The following is a 15362-nucleotide window of genomic DNA, read 5'->3' as shown; positions in this document are numbered from 1 at the left end:
CTGCGGGGTGGCGCACGGCTCCCCGCTGCCGGCGCACGGCTCCCCGCTGCCCCCGCCCGCACCGCCCGTCATCCGTTGTCAGTGGCCGCCGCTAGCCTTCCTCGATGTGCCCGCACGTATCACCGATCCCGCGCAGCTCAAGGAGCTCCTCGGCATCCCGTTCACCCCGGAGCAGACGGCCTGCATCACCGCGCCGCCCGCCCCGCAGGTGATCGTGGCCGGAGCCGGCTCCGGCAAGACGACGGTGATGGCGGCGCGCGTGGTCTGGCTGGTCGGCACCGGCCAGGTCGCCCCCGAGCAGGTGCTCGGCCTCACCTTCACCAACAAGGCCGCCGGTGAGCTCGCCGAACGCGTCCGCAAGGCACTGATCAAGGCCGGCGTCACCGACCCCGACGCCATCGACCCGGACAACCCGCCGGGCGAGCCCGAGATCTCCACGTACCACGCCTTCGCGGGCCGCCTGCTGACCGACCACGGACTGCGCATCGGGCTGGAGCCCAGCTCCCGGCTGCTCGCCGACGCCACCCGCTACCAGCTCGCCGCCCGCGTGCTGCGCGAGACACCCGGCCCCTACCCGGCCCTCACCCGCTCCTTCGCCGACCTCGTCGGAGACCTGCTCGCCCTGGACGCCGAGCTCTCCGAACACCTGGTGCGCCCCGAGGACGTGCGCGCCCACGACACCGAGCTGCTGGCCGCCCTGAGCCGGCTCAAGCTCACCAACGCCGACCTGCGCAAGGTCCCTGAGGCCGCCGCCGCCCGGCGCGAACTGGCGGACCTGGTGCTGCGCTATCGCGCCGCCAAACGCGAGCGCGACCTGCTCGACTTCGGCGACCAGATCGCCCTGTCCGCCCGGCTCGCCGCCATCCCGGAGGTCGGCCGCATCCTGCGCGACGAGTTCCGGGTGGTGCTCCTCGACGAGTACCAGGACACCTCCGTCGCCCAGCGCGTCCTGCTCGCCGGGCTGTTCGGCGGCGGCACCGGCCACCCCGTCACCGCGGTCGGCGACCCCTGCCAGGCGATCTACGGCTGGCGCGGCGCCTCCGTCGCCAACCTCGACGACTTCCCCGAGCACTTCCCGCACGCCGACGGACGCCCGGCCACCCGCCAGTCGCTCAGCGAGAACCGCCGCAGCGGCGGACGCCTGCTGGACCTCGCCAACGGCCTCGCCGAACCGCTGCGCGAGCTGCACGCCGGGGTGGAGGCCCTGCGCCCGGCGCCCGGCGCCGAACGCGACGGCATGGTCCGCTGCGCCCTGCTGCGCACCCACGCCGAGGAGCTGGAGTGGATGGCCGACTCCATCGCCCACCTGGTGCGCACCGGGAAGCCGCCCGGCGAGATCGCCGTGCTGTGCCGCACCGCCACCGACTTCGCCGACATCCAGGCCGCCCTGGTCGCCCGGGACGTGCCCGTGGAGGTCGTGGGCCTGTCCGGCCTGCTGCACCTGCCGGAGATCGCCGATCTGGTCGCCGTCTGCGAGGTGCTGCAGGACCCGGGCGCCAACGCCTCCCTGGTCCGGCTGCTGACCGGCCCGCGCTGGCGCATCGGCCCCCGCGACCTGGCCCTGCTGGGGCGCCGCGCCCGGCTGCTGGTGTCGCATGCGCGGGTTGAGGGCGACGACGACCCCGACCGGCGGCTCGCCGAGGCCGTCGAAGGCGTCGACCCGGCCGAGGTGATCTCGCTCGCCGACGCCCTCGACACCTTCCTGGAGAGCCCGCTGGACGGCGACGGAGGCGACGACGGGCTGCCCTTCTCGCCCGACGCACGGGTGCGCTTCGCCCGCCTCGCCGCCGAACTGCGCGACCTGCGCCGCTCCCTGGCCGACCCGCTGATGGACGTGCTGCACCGCGTGCTCGCCGTCACCGGTCTGGAGGTCGAACTGTCGGCGTCCCCGCACGCGCTCGCCGCCCGCCGCCGCGAGACCCTGTCCAACTTCCTCGACATCGCCGCCTCCTTCGCCGCCGGCGACGGCGAGGCGACCCTGCTCGCCTTCCTCGGCTTCCTGCGCACCGCCGCCCAGTACGAGAAGGGCCTGGACAACGCGCTGCCCGGCGGCGAGAACACGGTCAAGGTGCTCACCGCGCACAAGTCCAAGGGCCTGGAGTGGGACGTCGTCGCCGTCCCCGGCCTGGTCAAGGGCACCTTCCCCAGCAGCCAGGGCCGGGAGAAGTGGACCGCCCAGGGCAAGGTGCTGCCGCACCGGCTGCGCGGCGACGCGGCCACCCTGCCCGACGTCACCTCCTGGGACGCCCGCGGCATGAAGGCCTTCCACGAGGCGATGAAGGAGCACCAGCACACCGAGGAGCTGCGCCTGGGCTACGTCACCTTCACCCGGCCCCGCTCCCTGCTCCTCGGGTCCGGCCACTGGTGGGGTCCCTCGCAGAAGAAGCCGCGCGGTCCCTCCGAGTTCCTGCTGGCCCTCCACGACCACTGCGCCGCCGGGTACGGCGAGATCGAGGCGTGGGCGGAGAAGCCGGGCGAGGACGAGGAGAACCCGAGCCTGCACCGGCCCGCAGGGGACCAGGTGTGGCCCCTGCCCCTGGACGACGCCGCCCTCGCCCGGCGCCGGGCCGCCGCCGAGACCGTCCTGGCCCACCTCGAAGCCCTCGCCGCCCGCGAGGACGGCCACCCGGCGGCCGCGCCCGAGCCGGACACATACCCGGACACCTACGAGGACCCGGACTGGCCCCCGCCGCCGGACGACGAGGAGCTCCTGCCGGAGGACGAGGATCCGTTCCTCGAGGAGGATGATCCGTTCCTCGGGGACGACGACCCGTTCCTCGGGGACGACGACCCGTTCCTCGGGGAGGGCGACTCGTCCGCCGAAACGAGCGGCACGCTCGCCGAGGACCGTGACCACCACCTGCCGGACCCCTCGGACCGCCTTGACCGGCCCACCGCCCCGGACCGCCCCACCGCCCCGGACCGCCCCACCGTCCCGCGCCAGGCCACAGCCCCGGAAGGCCGCGGCCGCACCCGCGCGACGGGGCCCGCACAGCCCCGCACCCCGCACCCCGCGGAGCCTGCCGACAGCCGCCTCACCCCGGAGGAGGCCCGCACCGTCGCCTCCTGGGACCGCGACCTCGACGCCCTCACCGGGGAGCTGCTGCGCGCCCGTGAGAGCGTCACCGAGGTTCAGCTGCCGGCCTCGCTCACCGCCTCCGAGCTGCTGCGTCTGGCCGCCGACCCGGACGGCTTCGCCAAGGAGCTGGCCCGCCCCATGCCCCGCCCGCCGCAGCCCGCCGCCCGCCGGGGCACCCGCTTCCACGCCTGGGTCGAGTCCCGCTTCGAGGAGCTGACCCTGCCCATGCTGGAGCCGGAGGAACTGCCCGGCAGCGAGGCGGAGATCGCCGACGAACGCGATCTCGAGGCGCTCAAGGAAGCCTTCGAGCGCACCGAGTACGCCCGCCGCACGCCCTACCGCGTGGAGGCCCCGTTCCAGCTCAGCCTCGCCGGGCGGGTGGTGCGGGGCCGCATCGACGCCGTCTACCGGACCGGGGAGGGCGAGGGCGAGCAGGCCACGTACGAGATCGTCGACTGGAAGACCAACCGCGCCCCCACGGCGGACCCTCTGCAGCTCGCCGTCTACCGGCTCGCCTGGGCCGAGCAGCAGGGCGTGCCCCTGGAGAACGTCACGGCCGCGTTCCTGTACGTGCGCACCGGCGAGGTGGTCCGCCCCGAGGGGCTGCCGGACCGCGCCGAGCTGGAGCGGCTGCTGCTCGGGGAGCAGTCCGGTGAGATACCGCACGCCGAGGACGCCCCCGCGGGCCGATAGGCTCGGGGGCATGAGCCAGCCCGTTGACAGTGCCGTCGACGCCGTCCGTGCATACATCGATCAGCACCGCGCCGCCTTCCTCGACGACCTCGCCGCATGGCTGCGCATCCCCTCCGTGTCGGCCCAGCCCGAACACGCCGCCGACGTGCACCGCAGCGCCGAGTGGCTCGCCGCCAAGCTCAAGGAGACCGGGTTCCCGACCGCCGAGGTCTGGCCGACCCCGGGTGCCCCGGCCGTCTGCGCCGAGTGGCCCTCCGCCGACCCAGGCGCACCCACGGTGCTGGTCTACGGCCACCACGACGTGCAGCCCGCCGCCCGCGCGGACGGCTGGGACAGCGAGCCGTTCGAACCGGTGGTCAAGGGGAACCGCCTGTACGCGCGCGGGGCGGCCGATGACAAGGGGCAGGTGTTCTTCCACCTCCTCGGCGTCCGCGCCCACCTCGCCACCACCGGCCGCACCACCCCGGCCGTCAACCTGAAGCTGCTGATCGAGGGCGAGGAGGAGTCCGGCTCGCCGCACTTCCGGGCGCTGGTCGAGCAGCACGCCGAGCGGCTCGCCGCCGACGCCGTGATCGTCTCCGACACCGGGATGTGGTCCGAGGACACCCCCACCGTGTGCACCGGGATGCGCGGCCTCGCCGAGTGCGAGATCCGGCTGTACGGCCCCGACCAGGACATCCACTCCGGGTCCTTCGGCGGCGCCGTGCCCAACCCCGCCACCGCAATCGGCCGCTTGGTCGCCGCCCTGCACGACGAGAACGGGCGCGTGGCGATCCCCGGCTTCTACGACGGCGTGATCGAACTCACCGACCGCGAGCGGGAGCTCTTCGCCGAGCTGCCCTTCGACGAGGAGCGGTGGCTGGCCACGGCCAAGTCCCACGGCACCGCGGGGGAGGCCGGCTACAGCACCCTGGAGCGCATCTGGGCCCGCCCGACCGCCGAGGTCAACGGCATCGGCGGCGGCTACCAGGGCGCAGGCAGCAAGACGATCATCCCGTCCTCCGCCATGGTGAAGCTGTCGTTCCGGCTGGTGGCGGGCCAGGACCCGGCGCATATCGAGAAGATCGTCGGCGACTGGGCCCGGGCCCAGGTGCCCGACGGCATCCGCTGCGAGATCGGCTTCAGCTCCGCCACCCGCCCGTGCCTGACCCCGCTGGACCACCCGGCGCTGCAGTCCGTGGTCCGCGCGATGGGCAGGGCCTTCGGCAAACCCGTCCGCTTCACCCGCGAGGGCGGCTCCGGCCCCGCCGCCGACCTCCAGGACGTGCTCGGCGCCCCCGTGCTCTTCCTCGGCATCTCCGTCCCGTCCGACGGCTGGCACGCCCCCAACGAGAAGGTCGAGCTCGATCTGCTGCTCAAGGGCGTCGAGACCTCCGCCCACCTGTGGGGCGACCTCGCCGAGCACTGGCGGCACGCCCCCTGAAGAACCGAGCGGCCCCGGGCCCGGCCCGCCGACGGGCGGGTCCGGACCGGCCACCCGGCCGGGGCACACTGGGAGAAACCCCGCCCACCGGCCGGAAGCGCCGCCGGACCGGTCGCCTCCCGCCCCACGTCCGCCGACCGCCCGCCGACCCGATCCGTTCCACCGGGGGAGTTGGAAGCACCCGTGACCACCTGGACCGACCACACCGCCGACCGCCCCATCTCGCTCACAGCGCCCAGCGGCATCGACCGCGCCGCGCACCACCGGCTCGACGAGGCATGGCTCGCGGCGGCGTGGAGCCACCCCTCGACGCGCTGCTTCGTGGTCTCCGGCGGCCAGGTGCTCATCGACGAGACGCCCGACGGCCGTACCGAGCTCGTCATGACGCCCTCCTTCGAGGCCCCGCTCACCGAGGCGCACCGCTACTTCCTCGGCATCGACGAGGACGGCGTCGCCTACTTCGCCCTCCAGAAGGACTCCCTGCCCGGCCGCATGGACCAGCCGGCGCGCCCCGCCGGCCTGCGCGAGGCGGGCCTGCTGCTGTCGCCCAGGGACGCCGCGCTGATGGTGCACGCCGTCGGCCTGGAGAACTGGCAGCGCACCCACCGCTTCTGCTCCCGCTGCGGCGAGCGCACCGTGATCGCCGCGGCCGGTCACATCCGCCGCTGCACGGCCTGCGGCGCCGAGCACTACCCCCGCACCGACCCGGCCGTGATCATGGCGGTCACCGACCAGGACGACCGCATCCTGCTGGGCCGCCAGGTCCACTGGCCCGAGGGCCGCTTCTCGACGCTCGCCGGCTTCGTGGAGCCAGGCGAGTCCATCGAGCAGTCGGTGCGGCGCGAGGTGCACGAGGAGGTCGGCATCAGCGTCGGCGAGGTCCAGTACATCGCCAGCCAGCCCTGGCCCTTCCCGTCCAGCCTGATGCTGGGCTTCTTCGCCCGGGCCACCTCCACCGAGATCAACGTCGACGGCGACGAGATCCACGAGGCCCGCTGGTTCTCCCGCGACGACCTGACCGCCGCCTTCGAGTCCGGCGAGGTCCTCCCGCCCTACGGCATCTCCATCGCCGCCCGCCTCATCGAACGCTGGTACGGCAGGCCGCTGCCGACCCGCAGCTTCGTCTGAGCACACCGGGAGGGGCGGTTCCGAGCACGCCGAGAGCGGCGCTTCCGAACACGCGAAAGGGGCGGTTCCGGCCAAGGAACCGCCCCTTCCGTTCGCCGACGCCGGGCGCCGGGCGCCGGGGAATCAGACCGCGAGGGCCTGCTTCACCTGCGCCAGGCTCGGGTTCGTCATCACGATCTCCTCGCCGCCGGTGGCAGGCACGATCCGCACCGTGGGCACCGTCTGGTTGCCGCCGTTCGCCTTCTCCACGAACGCCGCGGACTCCGGGTCCTGCTCGATGTTGATCTCGGTGTACGCGATGCCCTCGCGGTCCAGCTGGCTCTTCAGTCGGCGGCAGTAGCCGCACCACGTGGTGCTGTACATCGTCACAGTGCCCAGCATGTCCTTGTGCGCTCCTTCGGCGGCTGAGGGAAAGTCGGTGCTGCTGACTGGGGAACGTACTTGAAAGCGCCACAATTCCCGCAGCCGGTGCCCGGCCGGTCACGGCGGACGTGATGCCCGCCGCACCGGCCGGACGACGCCTGCCGGACTGGCCGGACGTGATGCCCGCCGCCCTGGCCGGAAGTGGTGCCTGCCGCACCGGCGGACGTGACGCCTGCCGCATTAATACGACTGCAAGCCCCTGCCTGTGGACAACCGGCTCACCCGTCTCCCGCGACCTGGCAGCATGGCCGTGTGACAGCAGCAACGCACTCCTCGCTCTTCCCGCAGGTACCCGACTCGGCCGATGCGGTGCTCGAAGGGCTCGACCCCGAGCAGCGCGAGGTCGCCACCGCGCTGCACGGCCCGGTGTGCGTGCTGGCCGGCGCCGGTACGGGCAAGACCCGGGCGATCACCCACCGGATCGCCTACGGGGTGCGCGCCGGCATCCTCCAGCCGTCCAGCGTGCTCGCCGTCACCTTCACCAACCGCGCCGCCGGCGAGATGCGCGGCCGGCTGCGCCAGCTCGGCGCCGTCGGCGTCCAGGCCCGCACCTTCCACTCGGCGGCCCTGCGGCAGCTGCAGTACTTCTGGCCGAAAGCCATCGGCGGGTCCATGCCCCGGCTCGTCGACCGCAAGGTCCAGCTCGTCGCCGACGCGGCGGCCGCCTGCCGCATCCGGCTCGACCGCGGTGAGCTGCGGGACGTCACCTCCGAGATCGAGTGGTCCAAGGTCACCCAGACCGTCCCCGGCGACTACGCGCCCGCCGCCGCGAAGGCCGGCCGCGAGACACCCCGCGACCCCGCCGAGATCGCCCAGATCTACTCCGTCTACGAGGACCTCAAGCGCGAGCGCGGAGTGATCGACTTCGAGGACGTGCTGCTGCTCACCGTGGCCGTGCTGCAGGACCGCCCCGATGTCGCCGAGCAGGTCCGCGCCCAGTACCAGCACTTCGTCGTCGACGAGTACCAGGACGTCAGCCCCCTCCAGCAGCGCCTGCTGGAGCTGTGGCTCGGCGACCGGGAGAACCTGTGCGTGGTCGGCGACGCCAGCCAGACGATCTACTCGTTCACAGGCGCAACCCCGGACTACCTCCTCGACTTCCGCACCCGCCATCCCGGCGCCACCGTCGTCAAGCTCGTCCGCGACTACCGCTCCACCCCCCAGGTGGTCCACCTGGCCAACGGCCTGCTCGCCCAGGCCCGCGGCCGCGCCGCCGACCACCGGCTGGAGCTGGTCTCCCAGCGCGCCCCGGGCCCCGAGCCGGTCTTCACCGAGTACACCGATGAACCGGCCGAGGCCGAGGGCGCCGCCCACCGGATCCGGGAACTGATCGACTCCGGCGTGCCGGCCAGCGAGATCGCCGTGCTGTTCCGCACCAACTCCCAGTCCGAGAGCTATGAGCAGGCCCTCGCGGACGCCGGGGTGCCCTACCAGCTGCGCGGCGCCGAGCGCTTCTTCGACCGGCCCGAGGTGCGCAAGGCGATCGCCGCCCTGCGCGCCGCGGCCCGCTTCGGCGGCAACGACCACCTCCTCGACGACGCCGTCGACCTGCCCTCCCAGGTGCGCGCCGTGCTCTCCGGCGAGGGCTGGACCCCCGAGCCCCCGGCCGGCTCGGGAGCGGTGCGGGAACGCTGGGAGTCCCTGGCCGCACTGGTGAACCTCGCCCAGGACTTCGCCGCCGTCCGGCATCAGGCCGGCCTGCCCGATCTCGTCGTCGAGCTCGACGAGAGGGCCGGAGCCCAGCACGCCCCGACCGTCCAGGGCGTCACCCTCGCCTCCCTGCACGCGGCCAAGGGCCTGGAGTGGGACGTGGTCTTCCTGGTCGGGGTCGCCGAGGGCATGATGCCGATCACCTACGCAAAGACCGACGAGCAGATCGAGGAGGAACGCCGCCTCCTCTATGTCGGTGTCACCCGCGCCCGCGAGCGGCTGCACCTGTCCTGGGCGCTCTCCCGCTCCCCGGGCGGCCGCCCGAGCCGCCGCCCCAGCCGCTTCCTCGACGGCCTGCGACCGGGATCGACCGGCACCGGGGCCAGGGGAGCGGCCGGCGGCACGGGAGGCGTGGAGCGCGGCTTCCCGGCGGCGCGCACCGGGCCGGCGGGGACCGAGAGCCCGCGGCGCAGACTGCGCACCCCCGCCCGCTGCCGGGTCTGCGGGCGCACGCTGACCGACGCGGGCGAGATGAAACTGATGCGCTGCGAGGACTGCCCGTCCGACATGGACGAGGGCCTCTACGAGCGGCTGCGCGAGTGGCGGGCCGAGCAGGCGCGGCGCAGCGGGCAGCCCGCCTTCTGCGTCTTCACCGACAAGACCCTGATGGCGATCGCCGAGTCCTCGCCCGAGGACGAGTACGAACTCGCGCGCATCCCCGGTGTGGGCAGACGCAAGCTGGGCCGCTACGGCGCGGACGTTCTGGCCATCTGCGCAGGCCGGGAACCCGCCGGGGAGCAGGAACGGGACTGATACGAACTCGTCGAAAAAATAGTTTGCGCATGCCCCGGGAATCCCCATAGGTTCTTAGGCACGGAAGCGGCGGCCTTCTCGGAGGCGCTGATTCCGTGTTGTACTTGCATATCCGCCGGACTGGCTCAGCCCAGTCCCCGATGCGCCGAGAGGAGGCGAGTCCAGTGATCAGCATCAACTTCAGCTCCGACGTCAAAATGACCGATCGCCCGGCCGTCTCCCTGTGCATGCTCGGCGCCTCGAACAAGGGCACCGGTGTGTCCGGCCTCCGTGCCGCCGCGCACCTGGAGTCCGCCATTGCTCCCGCGGGTCTTGCCATTCGTGGGCGCGACGAGCGACCGACCGAGGCACTGGAAGCAGTAGTGGCGCAGGCGCAGGCCTATGCCTTTGCGGCGACCGGTGCCGGATTCCGGAAGCAGACGCAGCACAACCAGATGTGGGCCTTCCGTGGGCCAGAACCCTGGAGTGATCCAGCCTGATTCGTCAGGCCGGCGCCTTCAGGGCCGCGGAACCCCATCCGGGATCCGCGGCCCTTCTGTTTGTCCACCAACGCGGACAGCGGAACGAAGGGGCCTCGGGACAAGAAAAGACCCGGTACCAGCCGCCCATCCGGCCAACCGGCCGGACACGACCAGACGAGGAAGACGAACCGTGCAACTCGAAGCGCACGCCCCGTCCGTACCGCCTTCCGACACGATCCCCAAGCCCGGCTCCACGGAGGACCCGACCTTGACTCCGCTCACCGCGCTCACCGCGCTCGACGACGCCATCGAGAACCTGGACGTGCCCGTCCCCTGCCGCTCCTACGACCCGGAGGTCTTCTTCGCGGAGTCGCCGGCGGACGTGGAGTACGCCAAGTCCCTCTGCCGCACCTGCCCGCTGATCGAGGCCTGCCTCGCCGGCGCCAAGGAGCGGCGTGAGCCCTGGGGCGTCTGGGGTGGCGAGCTGTTCGTCCAGGGGGTTGTCGTTGCCCGGAAGCGGCCGCGTGGTCGCCCGCGCAAGAACCCGGTCACGGCATGAACACCCGCGGAACGATCGACCGTCCCCTCACGCACGACCCCCAGAAGCAGGCCCCGATGACGCCGTCCACTCACGAGCCCGCAGGCTCCGCGACCGAAGACTTCACCACCAGCGGCGCGAACGACTCGCGCCAGAACAGGACCCGAGAGATGCAACTCATCCCAGAAGCCCTGGCCCGTGCGCATATGCACGAGCGACTGCAGGAGGCCGAGCGCGAGCGTCTGGCCTCGCGCCTGGCGACCGCCCGCCGCATGCAGCGGCGAGCCGAGCGTGCCTCGCGGCGTGCCCGCCGTGCGCTCGCCATGGCCGTCATGCAGTAGACGGCAGCAGTCAGGCCGTAACGTCACCAGCTGAGAGCGCTGGCCTCCCGACCGGGAGGAGAGCTTCTCCCCGCGGGGGCCGGTCCGTATCGAAGCGGGCCGGCCCCCGCGGTGCGTCCGGCCGGGCGGGCCGCCCGGTGCGGCGCTATCGTCGCCGGATGACGAGTCATCCCGGTGACAGCGACGACGGCTCCCCGGCGGAGCAGGAGTCCCTCGAGTGCGCCCGCTGCGGCGCCCGGGCCGAGGGACCGCTACCGACCTGGACCTTCTCCGTGGAGCAGGGCGAGCACCGCCACTACTGCGAGGCCTGCTCACGGGAGAACCTGCGCGCGATAGAGGGCAGGCTGGACTCGCAGTGGTGGTAGGGAGCGTCCAGGAACGTGGAGGAAGCGGCGGGCAGCGGAACCCGGGCCGGCGGTGACCTGGCCGGCGGTCACCCAGCCGGGAGCCGGGCGCCTCTCACGCCTCGGCCGCCTGCTCCTCCTCGGCCTCGGGCACGAACCCGGGCAGCCACTCCTCCAGCTCCTCCCGCAGCCGGACCGTCGCGCCCAGCTGGCACAGCACACCGATCGTGCTCAACGTCACCCGGTGGATCAGCAGATACGCCGGCGGCAGATTGAGCTGCTTGCCCAACTGGTAGGCGGGGGACCGGGGATCGGCGACACGGGCGGCCTGGCTGCGCATCCAGCCGCGGGTGAAGGTGAACTCGTCGACCTGTGCCGGCTCGATGATCGGCAGCAGATAGTCGAGGACCGCGTCCGGGTCCAGCTCTATGGACTCCTTGACGAAGCCCTCCTCGCACAGCATCTCGTAGACGGTCTCCGCCTCACCGTCCAGCGTCATCCGCAGCGCCTCGCCGATGGTGACGGGCAGTCCGCCCGGCAGACGGTCGACCGTGCCGAAGTCCAGCACGCCCAGACGCCAGTCGTCCTCACCGTCCGGACCGCCGGGCAGCAGCCGGAAGTTGCCCGGGTGCGGGTCGGCGTGCAGCAGACCGGTGCGGGCGGGACCCGAGAAGAGGAAGCGTGCCAGAAGCTGCCCGGCCCGGTTGCGCTGCGCCTCGCTGCCGTTCGAGATGATCTCCGACAGCGGGACGCCGTCCATCCACTCGGTGATCAGCACCTGGTCGGTCTGGTGGACCACCCCCGGCACCACCACGTCCGGATCGCCGTCGAACTCCTCCGCGTGGACCTGCTGGGCCTGCGCCTCCAGGCCGTAGTCCAGCTCCTCCGAGACCCGGTCCCTCAGCTCCGCGATCAGCGGCTTCACATCCATGCCCGGCACCAGGGGGCCCAGCAGCCGGGCGAAGCGGCTGAGCTGGTTCAGGTCGGACAGCAGGGCCTCGCCCGCGCCCGGGTACTGCACCTTCACCGCCACCTCGCGGCCGTCGTGCCACACGCCCCGGTGCACCTGGCCGATGGAGGCCGCCGCCGCGGGCTTGTCCTCGAACTCCAGGAAAAGATCGCGCCAGTTCTCGCCGAGCCGCTCGTCCAGCACCCCGTGCACGGTGCGGCTGGGCATCGGCGGGGCCGCCTCCTGCAGCTTGGTGAGCGTCGCACGATAGGGACCGGCGATCTCCTCGGGCAGCGCCGACTCGAAGACCGACAGGGCCTGGCCGAACTTCATCGCCCCGCCCTTCAGCTCACCGAGCACCTTGAACAGCTGCTCGGCGGTGCGCTGCTGCAGCTCGCGGCCGACGATCTCCGCGGACTCGCCCACGATCCGCTTGCCGAGTCCCCAGGTCGCCCGCCCGGCGAAGCCGAGCGGGAGCGCCGCCAGCTTGGCGGTCCTGGTGACCGCCTTGCGGGGAAGATCAGACATGCGCCCTCCAAGTCCCTGCCGGCCGCTGTGCGTGCGCCTCGTGGAGCGACCCCTCCGGCGGCCCGTGCACGGCCATTGTCTCGTGCGACCGCCCCTGACCGGAGGTGTGTTCTCCCTTACCTTTCTCCGCCGCTCCGCACGGGCATGCCGGATGCGCCAGGACCGGGCGCGCATGCCAGTCGAGGCCGGGAAGCGCGACCTCCCACCGGGCTCCCGCACTGGACGGAAGACGGCCGTCGAGAAAGGCGAGCACATGGGCGGCTGCCAGTCCGGCCACCGTAGTGGCAAGAGCGAGGTCGCAGGCAGTCATCCGGCGCTTTCTCCCGGACCGCCACTGGGCGACCAGCCGTGGCCAGACGGGGTCGCGGTCGGTGCGGTGCTGCTGGAGACAGCCCGCGCAGCCGGTCTCGCCCGGCAGCACGAGCGGGCCCACCACACCGGTTCCCTCCACCACCCCGGCGTACAGATGGGGCGTGCCCGAGGCCAGCAGGGGCTCGGCGGAGACCGGGTCGGGCGCGTGCACGGCGACGTCGTCCCGCGGGGCGAGCACCACCAGGGAGAAGCAGGGGGTGTCCGCCGAGAGCCGAGGGCGCTCGGTGCGGCGGGGCGGCCGGTCCGGTGCCGCGCGGCGCACGATCCGGCGGACCGCCTCCTCCCGGCGCTCGCCGACGGCCTCGGCGGGCAGCCCGCCCGGCGTCACGTCCCACGGCTCGACCTGCCCGACGTCCCGCACCTCCACCCCGCCGACGCCGGCCCCCGACAGCAGTGCCGCCAGCACCGCGCCCACCCGGCCCGCACCCCGCACCTGCACCCGCGCCTCGCGCCGGGCCGCCAGCCGCCCCAGGGCCTCGCCCGGCTCGGAGGTGGTCAGGGTCAGCGAGGCCAGATCGGGGCCGAGCCGCTCCATGACCTCCCGCTTCTCGCGCAGCGCGTCGGCGGCCGGCCCGCCGCCCCGCGCGTCGTCCAGCAGCCCGGCCCGCGCCAGCCTTCTCACCAGCCGGTCGACCTGGTCGCCGGGCAGATCCATCCGCAGGCCCTCGGCGCGCAGCAGCTCGAGGCCGCGCGTGCCGTCGAGCCGCTCGAGAAAGTGGCCCGTCGCCGTGTCCACCGGCCCCAGCGTCAGCGCGTGCGCCGGTGTCATCCCGAACTGCACCGTGTTCAGATCGCGCCAGCCGCGCCGGAGCGCGGGCTTCACCACCGGATGCATGACAGTCCCCCGTACGTACTCGTGTGCCTGGATCGCGTACTCGTGTGCCTCGTGTGCCTCGTGTGCCTCGTGTGCCTGGATCGCGTACTGGTGTGCGTGGATCGTCCACCGGACGTCCGTCCGGGTCGTCCCCGTGTTCCGGCCGGGCCCGGTCGAGGCCCGGCGACTGCCAGCATGCCCGGATGCGGCGAGGGCCGCCGAAAGTTGTCCACAGGCGGGCGGGATTCGTCGTACAAATCCGGCGCCCGGTGACCGTAACCGCATCGAACCGTCCCGGAGCCGGGACTTCCCGGTGCTCAGCGGGTACGGTCGGGGCGTGCCCGCCGACCCACTGCACCGCGCCGGAAAGTCACAGCGCAGCACGACGAGCCAGCCGACGAGCGGCTCACGGGCGAGCGCGATCGAGGTCCGCAGGAGCGCCCGCCGACGCAGAACGGTCTCCGCGTACCGCGAGGGCGATCGCACCGTCGTGCTCATCCCCGCCCGGATGTCCGAGGCGGAGGAGCAGCGCTGGGTCACCGTCATGCTCGACAAACTGGCCGCACAGGAGAGCAGGCGGGCGCTCGGCGACGCACAGCTGGCCGAGCGTGCCGAGCGGCTCTCCGCCCAGTACTTCGAGGGCCGACCCCGGCCCGCCTCCGTGCGCTGGGTGACCAACCAGAACACCCGCTGGGGCTCGTGCACCCCCTCCGACGGCAGCATCCGCCTGTCGCACCGGCTGCAGGGCATGCCCGAGTACGTCGTCGACTACGTCCTCTGCCACGAACTGGCCCATCTGCTGGTGCCCGGGCACGGGCCGCGCTTCTGGCGGCTGCTGGAGGCGTACCCGAAGACCGAGCGGGCCCGCGGGTACCTCGAAGGCGTGGTCGCCGCCGAGCGGCTGCCGCACGTGCCGGGCGCCCGGGACGAGCGCCCCGCGCAGGACGACCGGCCGCAGGACGACTGACCGCAGACACGACAGGCATCACGAAGACCGACCCCGGATGGGGAAGACCGACCCCGGACCGGCTCCCGTGCGGCTCCCACCGTAAGGTGCCGGCGATCGTTCTGTACCGGGTCTGTACCGGCTTCATCCGGTGTCCGGGATTGACGTTAGCCTGGCGCGACGCACTCACATTCGGGATGGGGGACGGTCGTACGCATGGCCAGGGAATTCCAACGCGGCCACAAGGCCAAGATCAGTGATCTCACGGCGGGTACGGATCTGTACGTAGGCGTACAGATCTCCGGTCCCGGGCTCACCTTCGACATCAGCTGCTTCGGTCTGGACGCCGACGAACGGCTCTCCGACGACCGGTACTTCGTGTTCTACAACCAGCCGAAGTCCCCGGAGGAGTCCATCCAGCTCCTGGGCGCCCAGGCGGGCGACACGGAGTCCTTCCGGGTCACGCTGGACCGGATTCCCGATCACATCAAGAAGCTCTCCTTCACCGCCACCATCGACGGCGCCGGGCAGATGTCCCAGATCGGCCCGGGCTATCTCCGCATAGTGGCGGGCGGCGAGGAGGTCGCCCGCTACCCGTTCAACGGTTCGGAGTTCACCACCGAGCGGGCCGTGATGCTCGGTGACTTCTACTTCAAGGACGTCTGGCGCTTCGCCGCCGTCGGCCAGGGCTTCGACGGCGGACTCGACGCGCTGCTGAAGAACTTCGGCGGCGAGGTCGCCGAGGAGGAGCCGGCCGGCGCGCAGCAGCCGCAGGCCGGCGGTGCCGCGCCCGGCTTCGCGCCGCCCGCGCAGACCGCCTCCCCGCCGGAGGTCTTCAGCTGCGCGTCGGGTCCGCCCTC

At 72.9% G+C, this 15362-nt stretch carries 13 protein-coding genes; 10 read left to right on the top strand and 3 right to left on the bottom strand.

The window, feature by feature from the left end; all coding sequences use genetic code 11:
* Positions 1–106 precede the first annotated feature (106 nt).
* The 3 genes from ABD198_RS24265 to nudC all read left to right on the top strand — a co-directional run bounded on the left by ABD198_RS24265 (position 107) and on the right by nudC (position 6323).
* Positions 107–3772, top strand: a complete 3666-nt coding sequence (locus ABD198_RS24265) for an ATP-dependent helicase (protein WP_344005660.1) — start codon at positions 107–109, stop codon at positions 3770–3772.
* 10 nt (positions 3773–3782) lie between these two features.
* Complete coding sequence (locus tag ABD198_RS24260) at positions 3783–5195, top strand: dipeptidase (protein WP_344005658.1); 1413 nt, start codon at positions 3783–3785, stop codon at positions 5193–5195.
* A gap of 183 nt (positions 5196–5378) precedes the next feature.
* Positions 5379–6323, top strand: a complete 945-nt coding sequence (nudC, locus tag ABD198_RS24255; RefSeq protein ID WP_344005656.1) for an NAD(+) diphosphatase — start codon at positions 5379–5381, stop codon at positions 6321–6323.
* Positions 6324–6446: 123 nt separating this feature from the next.
* Here nudC and ABD198_RS24250 read toward each other — a convergent pair whose 3' ends face one another.
* Positions 6447–6704, bottom strand: coding sequence for a mycoredoxin (locus ABD198_RS24250; RefSeq protein WP_344005654.1), 258 nt, complete (start codon positions 6702–6704; stop codon positions 6447–6449).
* A 207-nt stretch (positions 6705–6911) separates the two neighbouring features.
* Between ABD198_RS24250 and ABD198_RS24245 the strand changes: the two genes are divergently transcribed.
* The 5 genes from ABD198_RS24245 (at position 6912) to ABD198_RS24225 (ending at position 10914) form a co-directional block, all read left to right on the top strand.
* Entirely contained in the window at positions 6912–9209 is a 2298-nt protein-coding gene (locus ABD198_RS24245; protein ID WP_344005652.1) for an ATP-dependent DNA helicase UvrD2, read from the top strand.
* Between the two features lie 164 nt (positions 9210–9373).
* Positions 9374–9688 (top strand): hypothetical protein, encoded by a 315-nt coding sequence (locus tag ABD198_RS24240; RefSeq protein ID WP_344005650.1) that lies wholly within the window; start codon positions 9374–9376, stop codon positions 9686–9688.
* Positions 9689–9860: 172 nt separating this feature from the next.
* The gene (locus ABD198_RS24235) at positions 9861–10229 is read left to right on the top strand and encodes a WhiB family transcriptional regulator (RefSeq protein WP_344005648.1); all 369 of its coding nucleotides are present in this window, start codon (positions 9861–9863) and stop codon (positions 10227–10229) included.
* Positions 10226–10549 (top strand): hypothetical protein, encoded by a 324-nt coding sequence (locus ABD198_RS24230; RefSeq protein ID WP_344005646.1) that lies wholly within the window; start codon positions 10226–10228, stop codon positions 10547–10549. Before ABD198_RS24235 ends, ABD198_RS24230 begins: the two co-directional genes overlap by 4 nt.
* 158 nt (positions 10550–10707) lie before the next feature.
* Positions 10708–10914, top strand: a complete 207-nt coding sequence (locus ABD198_RS24225) for a hypothetical protein (protein WP_344005644.1) — start codon at positions 10708–10710, stop codon at positions 10912–10914.
* Positions 10915–11008: 94 nt separating this feature from the next.
* On the opposite strand, the gene ABD198_RS24220 is transcribed toward ABD198_RS24225, so the two are convergent.
* The gene (locus ABD198_RS24220; RefSeq protein ID WP_344005642.1) at positions 11009–12370 is read right to left on the bottom strand and encodes an ABC1 kinase family protein; all 1362 of its coding nucleotides are present in this window, start codon (positions 12368–12370) and stop codon (positions 11009–11011) included.
* Complete coding sequence (locus ABD198_RS24215; RefSeq protein ID WP_344005640.1) at positions 12363–13577, bottom strand: TOMM precursor leader peptide-binding protein; 1215 nt, start codon at positions 13575–13577, stop codon at positions 12363–12365. The genes ABD198_RS24220 and ABD198_RS24215 overlap by 8 nt, the downstream gene beginning before the upstream one ends.
* Before the next feature lie 316 nt (positions 13578–13893).
* Between ABD198_RS24215 and ABD198_RS24210 the strand changes: the two genes are divergently transcribed.
* Entirely contained in the window at positions 13894–14523 is a 630-nt protein-coding gene (locus ABD198_RS24210; protein ID WP_344005638.1) for a M48 metallopeptidase family protein, read from the top strand.
* A gap of 195 nt (positions 14524–14718) precedes the next feature.
* On the top strand, positions 14719–15362 hold a 644-nt coding region (locus tag ABD198_RS24205), incomplete at its 3' end, for a TerD family protein (protein ID WP_344005636.1).

Source organism: Streptomyces thermocarboxydovorans (assembly GCF_039524635.1).
Lineage (GTDB): Bacteria > Actinomycetota > Actinomycetes > Streptomycetales > Streptomycetaceae > Streptomyces > Streptomyces thermocarboxydovorans.
Note: the sequence above shows the minus strand (reverse complement) of the source record. Positions and strands in the feature narration are given on the sequence as shown.